This window comes from Streptomyces sp. NPDC037083 (genome assembly GCF_055606485.1).
Genome location: NZ_JBVJSQ010000008.1, coordinates 79,881 through 99,291, shown reverse-complemented (window position 1 = coordinate 99,291; position 19,411 = coordinate 79,881). Strand labels below are relative to the sequence as shown.

Annotated in this window: 19 protein-coding genes; 9 read left to right on the top strand and 10 right to left on the bottom strand. The window is 74.6% G+C overall.

Going from position 1 to position 19,411, the window contains the following annotated elements:
* Positions 1–10 precede the first annotated feature (10 nt).
* Positions 11–1,429 carry a GNAT family N-acetyltransferase gene (locus tag ACZ7DE_RS22295; RefSeq protein WP_470763793.1) on the top strand — a complete coding sequence of 473 codons (1,419 nt, stop codon included), beginning with the start codon at positions 11–13 and terminating at the stop codon, positions 1,427–1,429.
* Between the two features lie 122 nt (positions 1,430–1,551).
* Here ACZ7DE_RS22295 and ACZ7DE_RS22290 read toward each other — a convergent pair whose 3' ends face one another.
* A complete protein-coding gene (locus tag ACZ7DE_RS22290; protein ID WP_470763791.1) occupies positions 1,552–2,982 on the bottom strand; it encodes a trans-sulfuration enzyme family protein in 1,431 nt (476 codons plus the stop codon).
* Positions 2,983–3,042: 60 nt separating this feature from the next.
* Here ACZ7DE_RS22290 and ACZ7DE_RS22285 point away from each other — a divergent pair, with 60 nt between their 5' ends.
* From ACZ7DE_RS22285 to ACZ7DE_RS22275, 3 genes are all read left to right on the top strand, one after another.
* Positions 3,043–3,534 carry an Lrp/AsnC family transcriptional regulator gene (locus ACZ7DE_RS22285; RefSeq protein ID WP_470763790.1) on the top strand — a complete coding sequence of 164 codons (492 nt, stop codon included), beginning with the start codon at positions 3,043–3,045 and terminating at the stop codon, positions 3,532–3,534.
* Positions 3,535–3,567: 33 nt separating this feature from the next.
* On the top strand, positions 3,568–5,259 hold the full coding sequence (locus ACZ7DE_RS22280; protein ID WP_470763788.1) for a DUF885 domain-containing protein: 1,692 nt from the start codon (positions 3,568–3,570) through the stop codon (positions 5,257–5,259).
* A gap of 71 nt (positions 5,260–5,330) precedes the next feature.
* Positions 5,331–6,125, top strand: coding sequence for an ATP-grasp domain-containing protein (locus ACZ7DE_RS22275; RefSeq protein WP_470763786.1), 795 nt, complete (start codon positions 5,331–5,333; stop codon positions 6,123–6,125).
* 20 nt (positions 6,126–6,145) lie between these two features.
* Here ACZ7DE_RS22275 and ACZ7DE_RS22270 read toward each other — a convergent pair whose 3' ends face one another.
* Positions 6,146–6,634 carry a rhodanese-like domain-containing protein gene (locus ACZ7DE_RS22270; protein ID WP_470763784.1) on the bottom strand — a complete coding sequence of 163 codons (489 nt, stop codon included), beginning with the start codon at positions 6,632–6,634 and terminating at the stop codon, positions 6,146–6,148.
* 123 nt (positions 6,635–6,757) lie between these two features.
* Between ACZ7DE_RS22270 and ACZ7DE_RS22265 the strand changes: the two genes are divergently transcribed.
* Positions 6,758–7,204 (top strand): Lrp/AsnC family transcriptional regulator, encoded by a 447-nt coding sequence (locus tag ACZ7DE_RS22265; protein WP_470763782.1) that lies wholly within the window; start codon positions 6,758–6,760, stop codon positions 7,202–7,204.
* Here the strand turns inward: ACZ7DE_RS22265 and ACZ7DE_RS22260 are convergent.
* The 5 genes from ACZ7DE_RS22260 to ACZ7DE_RS22240 form a co-directional block, all read right to left on the bottom strand.
* Entirely contained in the window at positions 7,165–10,188 is a 3,024-nt protein-coding gene (locus ACZ7DE_RS22260; protein WP_470763780.1) for an AAA family ATPase, read from the bottom strand. The genes ACZ7DE_RS22265 and ACZ7DE_RS22260 overlap by 40 nt on opposite strands.
* Positions 10,185–11,348 (bottom strand): exonuclease SbcCD subunit D, encoded by a 1,164-nt coding sequence (locus tag ACZ7DE_RS22255; RefSeq protein WP_470763778.1) that lies wholly within the window; start codon positions 11,346–11,348, stop codon positions 10,185–10,187. The genes ACZ7DE_RS22260 and ACZ7DE_RS22255 overlap by 4 nt, the downstream gene beginning before the upstream one ends.
* A gap of 192 nt (positions 11,349–11,540) precedes the next feature.
* A complete protein-coding gene (locus ACZ7DE_RS22250) occupies positions 11,541–12,167 on the bottom strand; it encodes a YigZ family protein (RefSeq protein ID WP_470763776.1) in 627 nt (208 codons plus the stop codon).
* Between the two features lie 214 nt (positions 12,168–12,381).
* On the bottom strand, positions 12,382–12,912 hold the full coding sequence (locus tag ACZ7DE_RS22245) for a SixA phosphatase family protein (protein ID WP_470763774.1): 531 nt from the start codon (positions 12,910–12,912) through the stop codon (positions 12,382–12,384).
* Entirely contained in the window at positions 12,909–13,658 is a 750-nt protein-coding gene (locus tag ACZ7DE_RS22240; RefSeq protein WP_470763772.1) for a hypothetical protein, read from the bottom strand. Before ACZ7DE_RS22240 ends, ACZ7DE_RS22245 begins: the two co-directional genes overlap by 4 nt.
* A 112-nt stretch (positions 13,659–13,770) precedes the next feature.
* Here ACZ7DE_RS22240 and ACZ7DE_RS22235 point away from each other — a divergent pair, with 112 nt between their 5' ends.
* Together ACZ7DE_RS22235 and ACZ7DE_RS22230 are read left to right on the top strand one after the other, a co-directional pair.
* The gene (locus ACZ7DE_RS22235; protein WP_470763770.1) at positions 13,771–14,178 is read left to right on the top strand and encodes a CoA-binding protein; all 408 of its coding nucleotides are present in this window, start codon (positions 13,771–13,773) and stop codon (positions 14,176–14,178) included.
* A 168-nt stretch (positions 14,179–14,346) separates the two neighbouring features.
* Positions 14,347–15,555 carry a 4-hydroxybenzoate 3-monooxygenase gene (locus ACZ7DE_RS22230; RefSeq protein ID WP_470763768.1) on the top strand — a complete coding sequence of 403 codons (1,209 nt, stop codon included), beginning with the start codon at positions 14,347–14,349 and terminating at the stop codon, positions 15,553–15,555.
* 1 nt (position 15,556) lies between these two features.
* Here ACZ7DE_RS22230 and ACZ7DE_RS22225 read toward each other — a convergent pair whose 3' ends face one another.
* Complete coding sequence (locus tag ACZ7DE_RS22225) at positions 15,557–15,916, bottom strand: ArsR/SmtB family transcription factor (protein ID WP_470763766.1); 360 nt, start codon at positions 15,914–15,916, stop codon at positions 15,557–15,559.
* Between the two features lie 62 nt (positions 15,917–15,978).
* On the opposite strand from ACZ7DE_RS22225, the gene ACZ7DE_RS22220 reads away from it, so the two are divergent.
* On the top strand, positions 15,979–17,076 hold the full coding sequence (locus tag ACZ7DE_RS22220; protein WP_470763764.1) for a cation diffusion facilitator family transporter: 1,098 nt from the start codon (positions 15,979–15,981) through the stop codon (positions 17,074–17,076).
* 2 nt (positions 17,077–17,078) lie between these two features.
* Here the strand turns inward: ACZ7DE_RS22220 and ACZ7DE_RS22215 are convergent, their stop codons facing one another.
* Complete coding sequence (locus ACZ7DE_RS22215) at positions 17,079–17,636, bottom strand: YbaK/EbsC family protein (protein WP_470763762.1); 558 nt, start codon at positions 17,634–17,636, stop codon at positions 17,079–17,081.
* A 191-nt stretch (positions 17,637–17,827) separates the two neighbouring features.
* Entirely contained in the window at positions 17,828–18,403 is a 576-nt protein-coding gene (locus ACZ7DE_RS22210; protein ID WP_470763760.1) for a helix-turn-helix domain-containing protein, read from the bottom strand.
* A 135-nt stretch (positions 18,404–18,538) separates the two neighbouring features.
* Between ACZ7DE_RS22210 and ACZ7DE_RS22205 the strand changes: the two genes are divergently transcribed.
* On the top strand, positions 18,539–19,396 hold the full coding sequence (locus ACZ7DE_RS22205) for an EamA family transporter (RefSeq protein WP_470763758.1): 858 nt from the start codon (positions 18,539–18,541) through the stop codon (positions 19,394–19,396).
* Positions 19,397–19,411: the final 15 nt, after the last annotated feature.

Sequence of the window (19,411 nt, the reverse complement as noted above, 5' to 3'; positions counted from 1 at the left end):
CAGTGGCTGCATGACTCGAGACATCTCTGATGTGACGCGCACGAAGCGCGGACGCCCTGTGCACCACTGGCGGCGGGACGTGGTGGAACTCGCCGCGCTCTTCACGGCAGTCGCGGTGGCCGACGGCGTGGCGAACCTCGTGGGGCACGGTCCCGACGGCCCGGGGCTGCTGGCCGTCTCCGCGGCCCTGCTGATCGCCACGGCCGGGTTCCACACGTGGTGGGCACGGCGCCACGGGCACGCGCCGCCCACCAGTGATACCCACGCCCGGCCGCCCTCCCAGGAGTCGCAGGCCGGGCCGTCGGAGCTTCCCTCCGAGGTCGCCGAGGAGAGCACCCTGTGGCGGATGCGGACGACGGTGAAGGACGCCCCGGGGTCGCTGGCCGCGCTCTGCGCGGCGCTCGCCGCCCACCGGGTGGACATCCTGAGCCTGCAGACGCACCCGCTGGGCGAGGACACGGTGGACGAGTTCCTGCTGCGCGCCCCCGGCGCCCTCTCGGCGACCGAGATCACCCGGGCCGTCTCCCTCGCCGGCGGCTCCGGCACGTGGATCGAGCGCGCCGACGCCCACGACCTGGTGGACGCGCCGACCCGCGTCCTGGGCCTGGCCACCCGAACCGCACTGGACGCAGCCGAACTCCCCCTCGCCCTGAGGCAGTTGCTCGGCCGGTGCACGATCCGCTCGCTGCCCGCCACGGCAGGGGGCAGGGGCCGCGGGCCGGAGGGCGTGCCGGTGGAGGGCGTGCTGGAGGAGACCGTGATGCGCCTGCGGGCGCCGGAAGGCGGAGTGATCACGGTGGAGCGGCCGTATCTGCCGTTCACCCCGACCGAGTTCGCCCGCGCGCGTGCCCTGGTGGAACTCGACGCCCGACTCGGCCCGCGGGTTCCGCTCGGCCAGGACGTGCTGACCTTGCCCGAGGGCGCCGACATCACCGTGCGCCGGGCCGACACCGGTGACCTGGAAGCGGCGAGGGCGATGCACGACCGGTGCTCGTCACGCACGCTCGGGATGCGCTACCACGGTCCGGTCGGCGACGCGGACCGCTACCTCAACCACCTGCTCAGCCCGCGTTTCGGCCGCACCCTCGCCGTGCAGACGCCGTCGGGCCGCATCGTCGGCCTCGGCCACCTGCTGTGGGACGGCGACGAGACCGAGGTCGCGCTGCTGATCGAGGACCAGTGGCAGCGGCGCGGCATCGGCGCCGAACTGCTCGGCCGGCTGGTGGCGATGGCCGTCGAGGCGCGCTGCGAGAGCGTGTACGCCGTCACCCAGGCCTCCAACACCGGTATGGTCGCCGCCATGCGCGGACTCGGGCTGCCGCTCGACTACCAGATCGAGGAGGGCACCCTGGTCATCACCGCACGTCTGGAGACGGCCGGGGCGCAGGTGGCGTCGGGGCGCCACGACGAGCGCGTCGCGCGCGACTGAGGCGGGCGGCGATCGAACGGCCCGGCGGTACTGCACCGCCGGGCCGTCCTCCTGTCGTCCCACGTCAGGCTCACGCATCACGGTCACGCGTCACGAACACCCGTCGCGGCCACCTGTCAGGGTCACACGGACGCGGCACCGCGCCTGGGTGAGGGAATCGTTTCTCCAGAACCGACCGAAGCGGTCACGCCCACCGGACGGGCCACATCGACCGCCCCGACCGACTCGACTGGCGCGACCGAACCTGCCAGCCCGACCGACTCGATCGACTCAACCGACCCCGCCGACCCCGCCGACTCGACCGACCCGCACGACTCACCCGACCCGACCGAACCCGCCGAAGCAATCGCACCAGCCACACCAGCCGCACCAGTCGCTCCCTCCGCGCCCAGTGCGTCTCTCAGGTCACGCCACAGGTCCTCGACGTCCTCCAGGCCGACGGACAGGCGCAGCAGCCGGTCGCTCACTCCCGCCCCTCGCCGATCCCGGTCGTCGACGATGCGGTGGCTGATGGAGGCCGGGTGCTGGATGAGCGTGTCGACGCTGCCGAGGCTCACGGCCGGGGTGATCAGCCGGACGCCCGCGATCACCTCGTGCGGGTCGCCCCGCACCTCGAAGGCGATCATCGCGCCGCCGATGCGCGGATAGTGGACCCGGGCGACGCGCGGGTCCGCGGCCAGTCGCCGGGCCAGTTCGGCGGCGGTCGCGGAGGCCGCCCGCACCCGTACCGGCAGCGTCGACAGACCGCGCAGCAGCAGGTAACCGGCCAGCGGGTGGAGCACGCCGCCGGTGGCGAATCGTATCTGCCGCAGCAGCCCGGCGAACTCCTCGTCACAGGCGACCACGCCGCCCAGCACGTCACCGTGTCCGCCCAGGTACTTGGTGGCGCTGTGCAGGACGAGCCGCGCGCCCTCCTCGGCCGGACGCTGCAGCACGGGCGTGGCGAAGGTGTTGTCGGCGAGCAGCGGGACCGAGCCGCATGCGTGGGCGACGGCCCGCAGGTCGACCTCGGCGAGGGTCGGGTTGGCCGGCGACTCGACCATGACCAGCCCGGTGTCGGGGCGCAGCGCGTCCGCGATCCCCGCCGGGTCGGTCCAGGTGACCTCCGAACCGAGCAGCCCCGCGGTCAGCAGATGGTCGCTGCACCCGTAGAGGGGACGGACGGCGACCACGTGCCGCAGCCCCATGGAGGCGCGCGCCAGCAGCACCGCGCTCAGCGCCGCCATCCCGCTGGCGAACGCGACCGCGCTCTCGGCGCCTTCGAGGCGGGCCAGCGCGGTCTCGAAGCGGGCGACCGTCGGGTTGCCCAGCCGGCCGTAGACGGGCGGGCCGTCCGGCTCCGCACCGGTCGCGGCGAACGCGTCGATGCGCGCGGCCTCGGCGCGGCTGTCGTACGAGGGGTAAGTGGTGGACAGGTCGATGGGCGGGGCGTGCAGGCCCTGCCGGGCCAGGTCGTCCCGACCCGCGTGAACGGCCTCGGTGGCCAGTGCGCGGGGCGCTCCAGACGTGCGTACGCCGTTGTACGCGTGCGTGCTCGCAGCAGTTGAGTCCATGGAGCGCAGGGTGAACATCGAGCGGGTCACAGGGGGCGCACACCGTGCTACGTTCGGCCGATGGCTGATTCCGTCGTACTGGACGCGGTCGACCTCCAGCTGCTGCGGCTGCTGCAGAACGACGCCCGGACCACCTACCGCGACCTCGCCGCGCAGGTCGGCGTGGCGCCCTCGACGTGCCTGGACCGGGTGACGCGGCTGCGCCGCTCCGGCGTGATCCTCGGGCATCAGCTGCGGCTGGATCCGGCCAAGCTGGGACGCGGCCTGCAGGCGCTGCTCTCCGTTCAGGTGCGGCCGCACCGCCGGGAGCTGGTGGGGCCGTTCGTGGAGCGGATCCGGGCGCTGCCCGAGGCGCTGACCGTCTTCCATCTGACCGGGCCCGACGACTACCTCGTCCATGTGGCCGTCGCCGACATGGCCGATCTGCAGCGACTCGTCCTCGACGAGTTCACGGCGCGGCGGGAGGTGGCCCGCGTCGAGACCCGGCTGATCTTCCAGCAGTGGGAGTGCGGGCCCCTGCTGCCGGCGACGGCTTCGGGACAAACGCCGTGACGTGCGCCGCCGCCTCGTACGAGGATGGTGCCCATGTCACAGACCAACAACCCGCTGCCCCGCGAGGTCGCCGACGCCTACGTCGACGACCTCATCGCCCTCGACCCGGTGACCGGCACCTACCTCGGCGTGCAGGAGAGTTCGAGCCGTCTGCCCGACTACTCGCCCGCGGGCCAGGAGGCGCTCGCGAAGCTCGCGCGGAACACCCTGGCGAAGCTCGACGAGGCGGAGCGCAGGCCCGGCGCGGACAGTGACATCGAGCGCCGGTGCGCCCGCCTGCTGCGCGAGCGCCTGACCGCCGAGCTCGGTGTGCACGAGGCCGACGAGGCTCTGCGCGCCGTCGGCAACATGGCCACTCCCGCGCACCACGTGCGCGAGGTGTTCACCGTGACGCCCAACCAGAGCGACGAGGACTGGGCGGCGATCGCCGAACGGCTGCGCGCGGTGCCGGCGGCCCTCGCGGGCTACCGGGAGTCCCTGGCACTCGGCCTGGAACGCAAGCTGTACGCGGCGCCGCGGCCGACCGCCACGTTCGTCGGACAGCTCACCGAGTGGTCGGACATGGACGGCGAAGGCCGCGGCTGGTTCGAGGACTTCGTGGCCACGGGCCCCGAGGCGCGGCGCGCCGAGCTGGACGAGGCGGCCCGTGCGGCGACCGCGGCGGTCGTGGAGCTGCGGGACTGGGTGCGCGACGTGTACGCGCCGACCGCCGAGGGCGCGCCGAACACCGTCGGCCGGGAGCGCTACGCCCGCTGGGCGCGCTACTACAACGGCACCGACCTCGACCTCGACGAGGCCTACGCGTACGGGTGGGCCGAGTACCACCGGCTGCTCGCCGAGATGAAGAAGGAGGCCGAGAAGATCCTGCCGGGGGCGCGGACGCCCTGGGTGGCGCTGGCCCACCTCGACGAGCACGGCAGGCACATCGAGGGCGTCGACCAGGTCCGCGACTGGCTGCAGGGCCTGATGGACCAGGCGATCGACGCGCTCGACGGCACCCACTTCGAACTCGCCGAGCGCGTACGGAAGGTGGAGTCGCGGATCGCCCCGGCCGGCAGCGCGGCCGCCCCGTACTACACGCCGCCGACGGAGGACTTCTCGCGGCCGGGCCGCACCTGGCTGCCGACGATGGGGCAGACCCGTTTCCCGGTCTACGACCTGGTGTCCACCTGGTACCACGAGGGCGTCCCCGGCCACCATCTCCAGCTGGCGCAGTGGGTGCACGTCGCCGGGAACCTCTCCCGCTACCAGGCGTCCGTCGGACTCGTCAGCGCCAACGCCGAGGGCTGGGCGCTGTACGCGGAGCGCCTGATGGACGAGCTGGGCTTCCTCACGGACGCGGAGCAGCGGCTCGGCTACCTGGACGCGCAGATGATGCGCGCCGTCCGGGTCATCGTCGACATCGGCATGCACCTGGAGCTGGAGATCCCGGCGGACTCCCCCTTCCACCCGGGTGAGCGCTGGACGCCCGAGCTGGCCCAGGAGTTCTTCGGCGGGCACAGCAGCCGTCCGGCGGACTTCGTGGAGAGCGAGCTGACGCGCTATCTGACCATTCCGGGTCAGGCGATCGGCTACAAGCTCGGCGAACGGGCCTGGCTGCTGGGCCGGGAGAAGGCCCGCGAGCGCCACGGCGACGCCTTCGACCTCAAGTCCTGGCACATGGCGGCCCTTTCGCAGGGGTCCCTGGGTCTGGACGATCTGGTGGACGAGCTGGCGCGGCTCTGAGACGCGGCGCGGGCCGCAGGGCGGCGGAAAACCGCTGTCCTCCGGCCCGCCGTTGCGCCACGCTCGTCGCCATGAGCACGCCCCGAACTCTTTTCCTCTCCCCGCGCGTCACCGCGACCGGCCACGCCCTCGCGGACGTGGCACGGCGGCGCGGGACACGCGTGGAGACGCTCCGCGACTGGCGGGTCCCGCAGCAGTGGCGTCGGGCCTCGGGCGCCTCGCTGTACGCCGGTCCGCTGTTCGCGGACTCCGTCGCACGGGACCTGGGACTCGGCCTGCTGGAGGCCCCGGAGGAGTGGCTGGCCCGGCTGCCGTACGAACTGACCCTGCGTGACGTCGAGTTGACGACGCTCGCGCAGGCCCGTCTGCTGCGGCGACCGGCGTTCGTGAAGCCGCCGAACGACAAGAGCTTCCCGGCCCGCGTGTACCGGGACGGCAGTGGGCTGCCGGGGCCGGACGCCGTGGACGGCACGGAACCGGCGCTGGTCAGCGACATCGTGACGTTCGCCGTGGAGTACCGGCTGTTCGTGCTGGACGGCGAGGTGCGCACCGGCAGCCGGTACGCGACCCGGGGCGACCTGGACGTCGTCCCGCTGGACCGGGACGCGCGCAGCGGCGAGGTGCTCGCCTTCGCCGAGCGGCTGGCCGGGACGGGGCTGCCGAGCGCGGTCGTCGTGGACGTCGGACTGGTCGACGGCGCCGGCTGGGCCGTCGTGGAGGCCAACGCGGCCTGGGCCAGCGGGCATTACGCGTGCGACGCGGACGCCGCGCTGGACGTCGTGCTGCGCGCGGCGCGCCCCGAGGACGAGTTCGGGGCGGCGGACCGCCGGTTCCTGCGCCCCGTGCCGGAGGTCGTGAGGGACTGACCGGGCGGCAGCTCGGTCGGTCAGCAGCCGCAGTCCGCCGCGTCGACGGGCGCGGTGAGCGGGTCGGCGTCGCGCTGCCCGCGGCCCTCCCAGGTCTCGTAGGCGAAGCCCTCGCGCGCCCAGTACTCGAAGCCGCCGAGCATCTCCTTGACCTGGTAGCCGAGTTCGGCGAGCGCGAGGGCGGCGCGGGCAGCGCCGTTGCAGCCGGGGCCCCAGCAGTACGTCACCACGGGGACGCCCCTGTCGAGGAGCCGTTCGGCCTGCTCGGGGATGAGTGCGGTGGGCAGATGCACGGCGCCCGGGATGTGGCCCTGGTCCCAGGACTCGGTGGAGCGGGAGTCCAGGACGACGAAGCCGGGGTCGCCGCCGGCCGCGAGGGCGGCGGCGACGTCGGAGACGTCCGCGTGGAAGGCCAGGCTCGCCCGGAAGTGGGCGGCGGCCTCCGCCGGGGCGGCGGGGGCGACGCGCAGGACGGGGTTCACGCCGGTCGCGCTGGTCGTGGCGGTCATCGCAGGGCCTCTCTGTGCTGGTTGCCGATGACCAGAAATCTATGGCCGCCGATGATCTCGCTGAAGGGGCGTTCCACGGCATGAGCCTTGCCCGACCGGGGATTCCCCTGCTACTTCTCAGGGATGACCGTGTATTCCCCGGACGCCACCGACTGGCGCATTCTCGAAGTCCTCCAGCGCGAGGGGCGGGCCAGTTTCGCCGACCTGGCGCGCGCCGTGGCGATGTCGGCGAGCGCCGTCACCGAGCGGGTGCGACGGCTGGAGGAGGCGGGCGTCATTCAGGGCTACGCGGCCGTCGTGGACCCCGAGCGGCTGGGGCTGCCGATCCTGGCGTTCGTGCGGCTGCGCTACCCCCACGGCAACTACCGGCCCTTCCACGACCTGGTGGCCGTCACGCCCGAGATCCTGGAGGCGCACCATGTGACGGGCGACGACTGCTTCGTGATCAAGGTCGCCGCTCGTTCGATGCGTCACCTGGAGGAGGTGTCGGGGAAGATCGGCGCGCTCGGGTCGGTCACGACCAGCGTCGTCTACTCCTCGCCGCTCCCCCGCCGCCCGCTGGGCCGGTAGCCGCGCTGCCGCACCGTCGAACCCGTTCTTCCCTTGACGACCTCCAGCTGCGCGTGGATCCGCCGGCGCAGGTCGGCCACGTGGCTGACGATGCCGACGCTGCGGTCGCGTTCGCGCAGGGAGTCGAGGACGTCGAGGACCTCGTCGAGCGTCTGCTCGTCGAGGCTGCCGAACCCCTCGTCGATGAAGAGGGTGTCGAGCCGGACCCCGCCGGCCTCGTCGGTGACGACGTCGGCGAGGCCGAGGGCCAGGGCGAGCGAGGCGAAGAAGGTCTCGCCGCCCGACAGCGTGGCCGTGTCCCGTTCCCGGCCGGTCCAGGCGTCGACGACATGCAGCCCCAGCCCGCTGCGGCCGCGGCCGGCCCGGTCGTCGGAGTGGACCAGGGTGTAGCGCCCGGACGACATGCGTTGCAGCCGCACGGTCGCGGCCGCGGCCACCTGCTCGAGCCGGGCCGCCAGGACGTACGCCTCCAGGCGCATCTTGCGCTCGTTGTCCGCGGAGGTGCCGGCGGCGAGGCCGGCCATGCGGGCCACCCGGTCGTACTCCTCGCGCAGCGGCCCGAGACGGCGCACGCCGTCGCTCGCTCGCGCGGAGAGCTGGTCGAGTTCGGCACAGCGGCGGGCCGCCGCGTCCTGGGCGGAGGCGGCCGCGCGCAGCCGTTCGGCCGCGTCGGCGGCGGACCGTTCGGCGGCCGCGAGGTCGGCCGGGGGCTGTCGGGCCGCGGCCACGGTGTCGGGTTCGGCGAGGGCGGCCCGTACGGCCGCCTCCTCCGACTGCCAGGCGTCCAGCCGTCGTTGCAGCTCTCGGTGGGCGGCGTCGTCGAGGAGGGCGTCGGCGGCGGCCTGCGGGGTGTCGAATCCGGCTCGGAACGCCGCCTCGTCGAGGCGTCCGTCGGCTGCCTTGAGGCGCTCGGCACTCTCCTCGACGGCGCGGGCGGTCTCGGCGGCCTCGGTGAGCGACGCCGCCCGCCGCTCCAGCTGGGCGGCACGCGCGGCGACGCTGTCCGCCGTTCCCCGGGCGCGCGTCAGCTCCTCCTCCAGCGCGAGGCGTTCCCGCTCCAGGCGCTCGCGGTGGCCCACCCGGGAGGCGGCCCCGACCGCGGCCTCGTGCTGCGCCGCCGTGCGGCGCTCGTGCTCCTGCTCGGCCTGCCGCAGCGCCTCGCGCGCGGGGTGCAGGTCGGAGGCGTCTCGACGGGCCTGCGCGTAGGCCTCCTCCGCCGCCTGCGCCTCGGCGGCGAGACGGTCCGTCGGGGCGTCGCCCGCCTCGGCGGTGGCGGCGGCGAGCGCCTCTCTCACGCGGGCGAGCCCGCGCTCGTCCTGTGCGTGGCCTTCCTCGGCGAGCTGGTAGGCGGTGAGCGCCTGCTCCTCCGCCTCGCGGCCGATGTGCCCGGCGACCTTGCGGGCGGGCGCGGGGTGCTCGGTGGCGCCGCAGACCGCGCAGGGCTCGCCGTCGGCGAGGGTGGCGGCCAGTTCGGCGGCGATGCCGTTCAGGCGCTGTTCCTTGAGGTCGAGCCAGTGCGCGCGAGCCGTCTGCGCCTGTTCGCCGGAGGTGAGGCAGGCGCGCCGGGCGGCCTCCAGGTCGTGGGCCAGCTCGTCCCGCTGCCGCGCCGCGTCGACGCGCCGCCGGGCGGGCTCGCGCCGGCCGTCGAGCTGTTCGGCACGGGTGGCGGCCTCCTGGGCGGACTCGATGCGGGCCCGGAGATCCGCGCGGACCGTCTCCCAGCCCGCCAGCCAGGCCTCCGTCTCCGCCAGGACGTCCTCGTCGTCGCGTTCCCGCCGATCCAGGTCGGCCCGCTCGGCGACCAGCTCGGCGAGCCGCCGCTCCCCGCGCCGGGCCGACTCCAGACCGCCCAGCTCCTCGGCGGCCCGGCGTGCGGCGGCGGCGAGCCCGGCGGCGCCGGAGTCCGCGAACCCCTCCGGCAGCAGGGCACGCGCGCGTGCCGCGCGGGCGACCGCCGTGGCGTGTTCGGCGTCGGCGGCCTCGCGCAGCTCCAGTGCCGGCGCCACCGCCTCCGCCTTCCGCGCCCGCTCCATCCGCGCCTGTGCCTCCCGGTGGTCGCCGGCCCGCTCCTGCAGTGCCTCGGCCCGCTCCCGCGCCTGGGCGAACCGGCGCTGCAGCCGGTCCCGTTCGCGGACGTCCGCGAGGGTCCGCTCGGCGGCGGCCTGCGCGGACTCGGCGGCCAGGCGACCGCAGTGCGCGGTCGTCAGCAGCTCGCGGGCGGTGCTGCGGGCGACGGCGGCGGCACTCAGCACGGCCTCGGCCAGGCCCGGCTCGCCGGGGGCGAGCTCCGGAAGCTCCATGGCGTCCCCGGCCACCTGCTGCATCCGGTGCGCGTCGGCGAGCAGGGCGGAGTCGCCCTCGCGCACCCGCGCCTCGGTGGTGCGGCGGCGCTCGGCGAGCCGCTTCTCGACCTCGGCGAACCGCTGGGTGTCGAAGAGGCGGCCCAGCAGCCGGCCGCGCGCCTCGGCGTCGGCCCGCAGGAAGCGCGCGAAGTCGCCCTGGGGCAGCAGCACGACCTGGCAGAACTGCTCGCGGCTCATGCCGAGCAGCTGGGTGACCTCCTCGCCGATCTCCTGGTGGGAGCGGCTGAGGTCCTTCCAGGCGCCGGCGACCGCGTCGTACTCGCGCAGCGAGCTCTGGGCCTTCTCGACCGTCGTGCCCGTACCGCGTTTCTTGGGCCGCTCCCAGGGCGGCTGCCGGGCGACCTCCAGCCGGCGTCCCGCCACGGTCAGTTCGAGGGTGACCGCGGTGCGGGTGCCTGGCGCCGCGTGGTCGCTGCGCAGGTTCAGTCCCTGGCCGCTCTGGCGGGCGCCGGGCACGGAGCCGTACAGGGCGTAGCAGACGGCGTCCAGGACCGAGGTCTTGCCGGCGCCCGTCGGCCCGTGCAGCAGGAAGAGCCCGGCGGCGGAGAGCTCGTCGAAGTCGATGCTCTGGGAGCCGCCGAAGGGGCCGAAGGCCGTCAGGTCGAGCCGGTGCAGCCTCACCGCGCCACCTCCCGCACGGCGTCGTCCGCGCGCACCGCGTCGAAGGCGTCCCGCAGCACGTCCTGTTCGCGGGCGTCGGGCCCGGCTCCGCGCACATGGGCCACGAAGTCCTCGGCGATCTCCTGGTCGCTGCGGTCCGCGAGGCGGCGGGCGTAGGACACGTCGGGGTCGTCGGGGGCGCGCTCGGGGGCGAAGACGAGGCTGAGGGTGTGCGGGAAGCGCTCGGCGAGCCGGGCCATCGGGTCGGCGGGGCGTACGGCGTCGGTGAGCGTCGCCTCGACCCAGGCGTCCTCGTGCCGCGCGAGCGCCGGGTCGGCGAGCAGGTCCTGCAGCGTCCCCCGGAGGCGGGTCAGCGCGCGGGGGACCGGGCAGTCGATCCGCTCGGCGGCGATCTCCCCGCCGGGGCCGAGGTCGACCAGCCACATGGTCTTGCGGTGCGCGCTCTCGGAGAAGGAGTACGGCAGGGGGGAGCCGGAGTAGCGCACGCGCTCGGTGATGGTCTGGCAGCCGTGCAGATGGCCGAGCGCCGTGTAGTCGACGCCGTCGAAGACCCCGGCGGGCACCGAGGCGACCCCGCCGACGGTGATGTCGCGCTCGCTGTCGCTGGGCTCGCCGCCGGTGACGAAGGCGTGGGCGAGGACGACGGACCGCGTCCCGCGCGCGCGTGCGGCGAGGTCGGCGCGGACGCGGTCCATGGCGGCGGCGAGCACGGCCTCATGGGCGGCCCTGTCCACCCCGAACTCGTCCTTCACCAGGGCGGGTTCGAGGTAGGGCAGGCCGTAGAAGGCGACGTCTCCGAAGGCGTCCCGGAGGAGCACCGGCGTGCCGGCCGCCGCCGGGTCCGTCCGCAGGTGGATGCCCGCGCGGCCGATGAGTCCGGCGCCCACGCCGAGCCGGCGGGCCGAGTCGTGGTTGCCGGAGATCATCACCGTGGGCACGCCGAGGCCGGCCAGCCGGTGCAGGGCGTCGTCGAAGAGCTCGACCGCGGCGAGCGGGGGCACGGCGCGGTCGTACACGTCTCCCGACACGACCACCGCGTCGACCTCGCGCTCACGCACGGTCGCGACGAGGTGACCGATGAACTCGGCCTGGGCGCCGAGCATGTTCACCCGGTGGAACGCCCGGCCGAGATGCCAGTCGGAAGTGTGCAGGAGCCTCATGATCCCCGAGACTAACGGCCGGGTCCGACAGCACGGGCGGTTACTCCCGTATCGCACCGTCATGACGACTGCAACAAAGGAGCGTTACGGACATTTCACCCATGCGTTCGCTCAACGCGTCACGCGGCCCTCTCGCACACCTCGAGCTCCCCGTGACACCCGCCACACCCGCCCTGCACCCGCCACGCCCTGTCACGCGTCCCCGTACGCCTCGCCGCCCAGCTCGAACCCCGCCGTCCCCGCCGTGGCGTCCGCCAGCCAGGAGCGGAAGGCGTCCACCTCGGCGTCCGGCAGGCCGATCTCGATGGTGACCGCCTCGCCGTAGCGGACGTCCCGCACCTCGCGTCCGGTCGAGTGCAGGTCGTTCTGCACCTTGCCGGCGCGCTGGTGGTCGACGGTCACGGTGGCCAGCCGGAAGCGGCGGCGGGTCAGGACGCCGAGGGAGTCGACGGCCTCGCCGACCGCGCCGCCGTACGCCCGGATCAGACCTCCCGCGCCGAGCTTGACGCCGCCGTAGTAGCGGGTGACGACGGCGACGACGTAGCGCATGTCGCGGCGCAGCAGCATCTGCAGCATCGGGACGCCCGCCGTGCCGCCGGGTTCGCCGTCGTCGCTCGCCTTCTGCACCGAGGCGTCGGCGCCGATGACGTACGCCCAGCAGTTGTGGGTGGCGTCGGCGTGCTCCTTGCGCACGGACGCGATGAAGTCCTGGGCCTCCCGTTCAGTGGCCGCCGGGGCGAGGGCGCACAGGAAGCGGGAACGGTTCACCTCGGTCTCGTGCACGCCCGCGCGGGCGACGGTGCGGTACTCGTCCTGCATCCGCCCAGCCTATGCGGTGATCGCCGAGCGGCCGGCGGCCGAGGTGCGGGGCCACGGCGTGCCGGGCGACCGACGGCGGCGACCCGGATCACGAGCCGACGTCGGCCCTCGATCCCGCCGAGGATCACGTGGCACGACCGGCGGGCGGGCCGCACGCGTCGGCGCGCGCGCCGCCCTCGTGCGGCTCGTGCGGCGCGCGCGGCTCGTGCGGCCCTCAGCCTCTCGGCACGGTCATCGAGGTCAGCAGGGCCGTGCCCGGGCGCAGGGCGCGCCAGCCGGGCCCGTGCCAGGCCAGCACGGCGATCGCCGACGTGGGGAACTTCAGCCGCACCCGGTCCAGGGCGGCGTCGAGGCCCTCCCCCGCCAGGTCGAGGACCAGATCCTCCAGGCCGGGGTTGTGCCCGACCAGCAGCAGCGTCGCGACCTCGTCGGGCGTCTCGCGGACGACGTCCAGGAGCTCGGGCACGTCCGCTCCGTAGAGCCGCGGGTCGAAACGCACCGGGGGCTCCGCGTCCCACTGGGCGACGGCCAGCTCCCAGGTCCGGCGGGCCCGGACGGCGGTGGAGCACAGGGCGAGATCCGGGCGGCAGCCGGCCTCGGCGAGCGCACGGCCCGCCGCGGGGGCGTCCCGGCGGCCGCGCGGGGCCAGCGGCCGCTCGTGGTCGGGGACGCCCTCCGGCCAGGCCGACTTGGCGTGCCGGAGCACCACCAGCCGGCGCGCCGCGCCGGAACCGGGCGCGTTCACGCCGGGGCTCCGAGGTCGCGGGTGAGTTCGAGGCCGAGGAGGCGGTCGGCGTAGGCGTAGGTCTCGAAGCGGGCGCCCTCCGGCAGGTCGGGTCCGGCGTCCTCCACCCCGTGCAGCACCCGCAGGACCTCGGGCACGTCCAAGTCGTCCTCCCATGCCTCGCGCAGTCGTCCGCGCAGTTCGTCGGGCACCGGCCGGGAGGGCCGTCGCGCCCAGTGGGCGACGGCACGCCGCCAGCGTCCGAGGGTGTCGCGGGCCTCGTCCAGCGCGGCCGCGTCGAGCCGCAGACGTCGGGTGCGCGGCACGGAGAGGAGGGCGAGACGCAGGACGGCCGGGTCGGCGTCCGGTGCGGCTCGCCGCGCGGGCGCGCCGGGCAGGACCCCCTGCGCCGGTGCTACGGCGACCCGCACGCCGTCCGGGGCCGGGCCGTCCTCGCCGACCACGTGCAGGACCTGCGCCTCGCCCACGCCGGCCCCGGCGCCGAGCTCCCGGCCGTCCTCGAAGGGGTGCGTGCCGAGGGCGGTCGCCCCTTCCCGTAGTTCCGCCTGCTCGCGGTCGCCGGTGAGCAGCGCCCGGGCGGGCGTGCCGCCCAGTTCCAGCGCGCGGACGAGGAGGTCGGCGACGAGCAGGACCCTGAGCGACCCGGGGCCGTACCCCGAGGCATGCGCCTCGACGCGGGTCAGGCCCCGCCGGACGGGGGCGGCGACGACGGGTGCGCCCGTTCGGGCGTCGGTGATGCGCAGCACGTGCCGAGCCTAGGCGGGCGGACGCGGGTTCGCAGGCAGGGGCCGGAATCAGGGTGCGCCGCACGCTGTTGTCATCGGGGTCAGGTCCAGTCCGACCGCAAGGAGGCCGCCGGTGTACGGCGACGAGGCAACGATCCGGAAGATCCTCACCGGGCTCGGCGACACCTGGGCCGTGGTGGGCCTGTCGACGAACCGCGGGCGCGCGGCCCACGGCGTCGCCGAGGTGCTCCGGCGCTACGGCAAACGGGTCGTGCCGGTCCACCCGAAGGCGGAGACGGTGCACGGCGAGCAGGGGCACGCCTCACTGGCGGACATTCCCTTCGAGGTGGACGTGGTCGACGTCTTCGTCAACAGCGAGCTCGCGGGCGCCGTCGCCGACGAGGCGGTGGCCAAGGGCGCCAAGGCGGTGTGGTTCCAGCTCGGCGTCGTCGACGAGGCGGCCTACGACCGCACCCGGGCCGCGGGTCTGGAGATGGTCATGGACCGGTGCCCGGCGATCGAGATTCCCCGGCTGGGCTGACGCGCCGGTCCCCCGGGACCGTCTTCGGGTCCGTGGCGGGTCGAGGGGCGGCGTGGAGCGACGGGCGGTGAGCGGCGACAGGCCGTGTGCGGCGAGGGGCCGTGTGCGGCGAGGGGCCGTGTGCGGCGACGGCCGGCCCGTGCCGCGGTGGCCGCCGATAATGTGCGGGTGACCACCAACTCCCCTTCCCCCCACCACACTCCGGTCGTCGTCGTGGGCGCGGGCCCCGCGGGTCTCACCGTCGGCAACATCCTGCGGGCCGCGTCCGTCGACTGTGTCGTACTGGAGTCGGAGAGCCGTGAGTTCATCGAGCGGCGGCCGCGCGCCGGCGTCATCGAGGAGTGGGCGGTACGCGCGCTGCAGCAACGCGGCCTGGCCCACCACCTGCTGGAACGCGCCCAACGTCACTCGTCGTGCGAGTTCCGCTTCGGCGGCGAGCGCTACCGCCTCCGCTACACCGAGCTGACGGGACGTCATCACTGGGTGTACCCACAGCCGTTGCTGGTGACGGACCTCGTCCACGAGTACGTCGACGTGCGCGGCGGCGACGCCCGCTTCTCGGTCCGCGACGTCGAGCTGCACGACCTCGGAACGGCACGACCGTCGGTGTCGTACACCTGCCCCGAGACGGCCCAACGGCGGGTGCTGACCTGTGACTTCGTGGTCGGCGCGGACGGCGCGCGCGGGGTGAGCCGGGCCGCGCTGCCCGCGGAGCACACGCGGATCGCGCGGCACGACTACGGCATAGGCTGGCTGGCGCTGCTCGCCGAGGCGCCGCCGTCCTCCGACTGCGTCCTGTTCGGCGTCCATCCGAACGGGTTCGCCGGGCACATGGCCCGCAGCCCCGAGGTGACCCGGTACTACCTCCAGTGCGCGCCCGGCGACGACCCGGACGACTGGTCCCACGACCGGATCTGGTCCGAGCTGCACCAGCGTCTCGGGGCGGCCGACGCCCCGCCCCTCGTCGAGGGACCGCTGATCGAGAAGCGCGTGCTGGACATGCACGACTACGTGGCGGAGCCGATGACGTACGGGCGGCTCTTCCTGGCCGGGGACTCGGCCCACCTCGTGGCGCCCATCGCGGCCAAGGGCATGAACCTCGCGCTGCACGACGCGTTCCTGCTGGGCGACGCCCTGGTCGCGTACCTGGACGGCGGCGACGGCGCCGGCCTGGACGGCTACGCGCAGGCGTGTCTGCGCCGGGTGTGGGACTACCAGGAGTTCTCGCAGTGGCTGTCCGAGGTCTACCACGGGACCGCGTCGGGCGACCCCTTCCGCGCGGGCACGACGTTCGCCCGGCTGCGCCGCCTGTTCACCTCTCCCACCGCCGCCGCCGCGTTCGCGGAGCAGTACCTGGGGACCGCGGAGCGCTACTGACTCAGTCGTGCGGCGGCTCGTCGCCGAGCCGGTGGTCGGCCACGTTCAGCGCCTCGCCGACCAGGCGGCGCAGATGGCCGTCGGAGAGCGAGTAGATCACCCGGCGGCCGTCCTTGCGGGTGTGCACCAGCCCGGCCAGCCGCAGCCGCGCCAGATGCTGGCTGACCGCGGGCCGGGCCGCGCCGCAGCGTTCCGTCAGGGTCGTCACATCGGCCTCGCCGGAGGCGAGCGCGTGCAGCAGGGCGAGCCGGGTGCGGTCGCCGAGCAGGGCGAGGAGCTCGGCCGCGAGGGCGAACTGCTCCTCGCCGGGGGTGCGCGGGTGCGCATGGTGTGCAGGTGACAGGTGCATGCGTGCGCTCATACGCACATAATGGGGGAACGGACGCTCAGGCGTCCACCTCGGCGCACCGGAAGGGGATCGACGTGAGCGAGCGCCACGACCACGGGCACGAACACCACCACGGGCACCACCACGACCAGTCCCACGACCGGGCCCACGAGCACCCGCACCATGACCCCTCCCCCGGTCTGCGCCGTCGCGTCGCCCATCGCGTGGCCCACCTCCTCACGCCGCACTCCCACGAGAGCGCCGACAAGCTGGACTCCGCCCTGGAGTCCTCGGCCCGGGGCATGCGCGCGCTGTGGGTGTCGCTGGCGGCGCTGGGCGTGACGGCCGTCGCGCAGGCGGTCGTGGTCGTGCTGTCCGGGTCGGTGGCCCTGCTCGGCGACACGGTGCACAACGCGGCGGACGCGCTGACGGCCGTGCCGCTGGGGATCGCCTTCGTGCTGGGCAGGCGGGCGGCCACCCGCCGCTTCACCTACGGCTACGGGCGCGCCGAGGACCTGGCGGGCGTCGCGATCGTGCTGACGATCGCCGCGTCGGCGGCCTTCGCGGGGTGGGTGGCCGTCGAGCGGCTGCTGAACCCGCGTCCCGTCGACCACGTCGGCGCGGTCGCCGCGGCCGCGCTCGTCGGCTTCGCGGGCAACGAGTGGGTGGCGCGGTACCGCATCCGGGTCGGCCGCTCGATCGGCTCGGCCGCGCTGGTCGCGGACGGACTGCATGCGCGCACGGACGGGTTCACCTCGCTGGCGGTGCTGCTGGGCGCGGGCGGTTCGGCTCTGGGGTGGCAACTCGCGGACCCGGTCGTGGGTCTGGCCATCACGGCGGCGATCGCCCTGGTCCTGCGCGACGCGGCGCGGGAGGTGTTCCGACGCGTGATGGACGCCGTCGACCCGGCCCTGGTCGACCGGGCCGAGCGGGCGCTGCGGGAGGTCGAAGGGGTGCACGGGGTGGGCGAGTTGCGGCTGCGCTGGATCGGCCACCGGCTGCGGGCCGAGGTGGCGGTCGTCGTGGACGGCGAAGCGACGGTGCGTCGGGCGCACGGCATCGCCGTGGCCGCCGAACACGCCCTGCTGCACGCCGTACCGCGTCTGACGGCCGCGCTGGTCCACGCGGACCCGGCGCCGGCGCCCGGTGAGGACGATCCCCATCTGCCGCTGGCCCATCACGCGGTGGTCTGACGTCAGGCCACGCCGAGCCCCTCCAGCACCACCGCGCCCGGGAGTTCGGCGAACGCCTTGCCCGGCACCAGGAGCTTCCCGCGCCGGCGCCCGCTGCCCACCAGGACGTACGGCAGGTCGACGACGGCGGAGTCCACCAGCACCGGCCAGGCCGCGGGGAGTCCGATCGGGGTGATGCCGCCGTACTCCATGCCGGTCTCGCCGACGGCCGTGTCCATGGGGGCGAACGAGGCCTTGCGCACTCCGAGCCGGCGGCGCACGACGCCGTTGACGTCGACCCTGGTGGTGGACAGCACGACGCACGCGGCGAGGGTCGTCTCACCGCCCCGCTTGCCGGCCACCACCACGCAGTTCGCGGACTGCTCCAGCAGCTCCCGGCCGTAGTGCTCCACGAAGACGGCCGTGTCGGCCCACCGCGGGTCGGTCTCGACGTGGACGAGCTCGTGGGCGGGCACGCTGCCGCTCCACCGGCGGACGGCGTCGGCGACGGGGCCGATCAGCTCGTCGAGGCAGTCGGGGGCGGGGACGGCGGTGTCGAAGTGACCGATGGGTGCGCGCATGGCCGCACGGTAACAGCCCGTTCGCGACCGCCGGAGAGCGGTCCCGGCCCTCCCTGGCGCAGGAGGCGATCCCTCCCGGGACGCGGTGACGGCCCCGCTCAGCGCCGGGGAGGCGGCCCCGCTCAATGCCGGGTCGCGGCCCCGCTCAGTGCACGGACGGCGGCCCGCTCAGTGCACGGGAGGCGGCCCGCTCAGTGCACGGGAGGCGGCACCGACACCGTCAGCACCATCCGCGCGGGGACCTCGCCCCGGTTGGCGTATCGGTGCGGGGCGTTGGCCTCGAAGGTGACGCTCGCGCCCGCCGGGACGCGGTACTCCGTGCCGTCGACGGTGAGGGTCAGCTCGCCGTGGGTGACATGGGCGATCTCGACCGTGCCGAGGGGATGCGGGTCCGAGCCGCTGCCCTCGCCGGGCATCAGCCGCCACTCCCACATCTCGAGCGGGCCCGGCGCCTCGGTGCCCGCGAGGAGCCGGCTGTAGCTGCCCGCGTCGGTGTGCCACAGCCGGACGGTCTGGTCGGCGGGGACGATGCGGACCTTCGGGCCCTGCTCGTAGTCGAGCAGGGTGGTGATGCTGATCCCGAGCGCGTCGCCGATCTTGACGACCGTGCCGATGCTGGGATTGGTGCGGGCCTGCTCGATCTGGATCAGCATGCCGCGGCTGACCCCGGCGCGGGCCGCGAGCGCGTCGAGGGTGAAGCCGCGCTCGGTGCGCCACCGTTTGACGTTGCGCGCCAGGGACTGGGTCAGCAGGTCGAGGTCCGACACTTTCCGTCCTGTTCCGTCCGCTTCCGCCCGGTACTCATCGGTTCCGGAGTTCACTATTCTGGATGACAGGGTTCACTTTCCTGAACTACGGTCTGATGCACCCGATCGTGCACCGAACTGTACTGCGAGGGACCCGTGACAGCACTTCTCGCCCTGGCCACCAGCCTCCTGTGGGGCCTGGCCGACTTCGGCGGCGGGCTGCTGACCCGCAGGACCCCGGCCCTCACCGTGGTCGTGGTCTCCCAGTCGATCGCGGCGGCCGTCCTCGGCGTGCTCGTGGCCGCCACCGGCGGCTGGAGCGAATTCGGCCCCCGGCTGTGGTTCGCGGTCGCGGCCGGGGTGGCGGGTCCGGTCGCCATGCTGTCCTTCTACAAGGCGCTGGCCCTCGGTCCCATGGGGGTCGTCTCCCCGCTGGCCGCGCTGAGCGTGGCGGTTCCGGTGTCCGTCGGGCTGATCCTCGGCGAGCGTTTGGGGCTCGTGCAGCTCGGGGGCATCGCGGTCGCCGTCGTCGGGGTCGTCCTGGCGGGCGGTCCGCAGCTGCGGGGCGCACCGGTGCAGCGGCGTGCCGTCCTGCTCACGCTGGTCGCGGCGCTCGGCTTCGGGACGGTGTTCGTACTGATCACCGAGGCCTCCACGACCGTCACCGGCCTGTTCCTGTCCCTGTTCGTGCAGCGCGTCGTCAACGTGGTCACGGGCGGCGCCGCCCTGTACGTCGCCGTCCGGCGCGGGGCGCCCGCCCTCCCCGACGGGGGTCTCGCAGCGGCTTCCCTGCCGGCGTTCGGGTTCGTCGGGCTGGCCGACGTGGCCGCGAACGGCACCTACGCCGTCGCCGCCCAGCACGGCCCGGTCACGGTGGCCGCCGTCCTCGCCTCGCTGTACCCGGTGGTGACGGCTCTCGCCGCGCGCGGATTCCTGCGGGAACGGCTGCGCGCGGTCCAGGCGGCGGGCGCGGGACTGGCCCTGGTCGGCACCCTGCTGCTGGCCACCGGCTGAGCGGCTGCCCGCGGA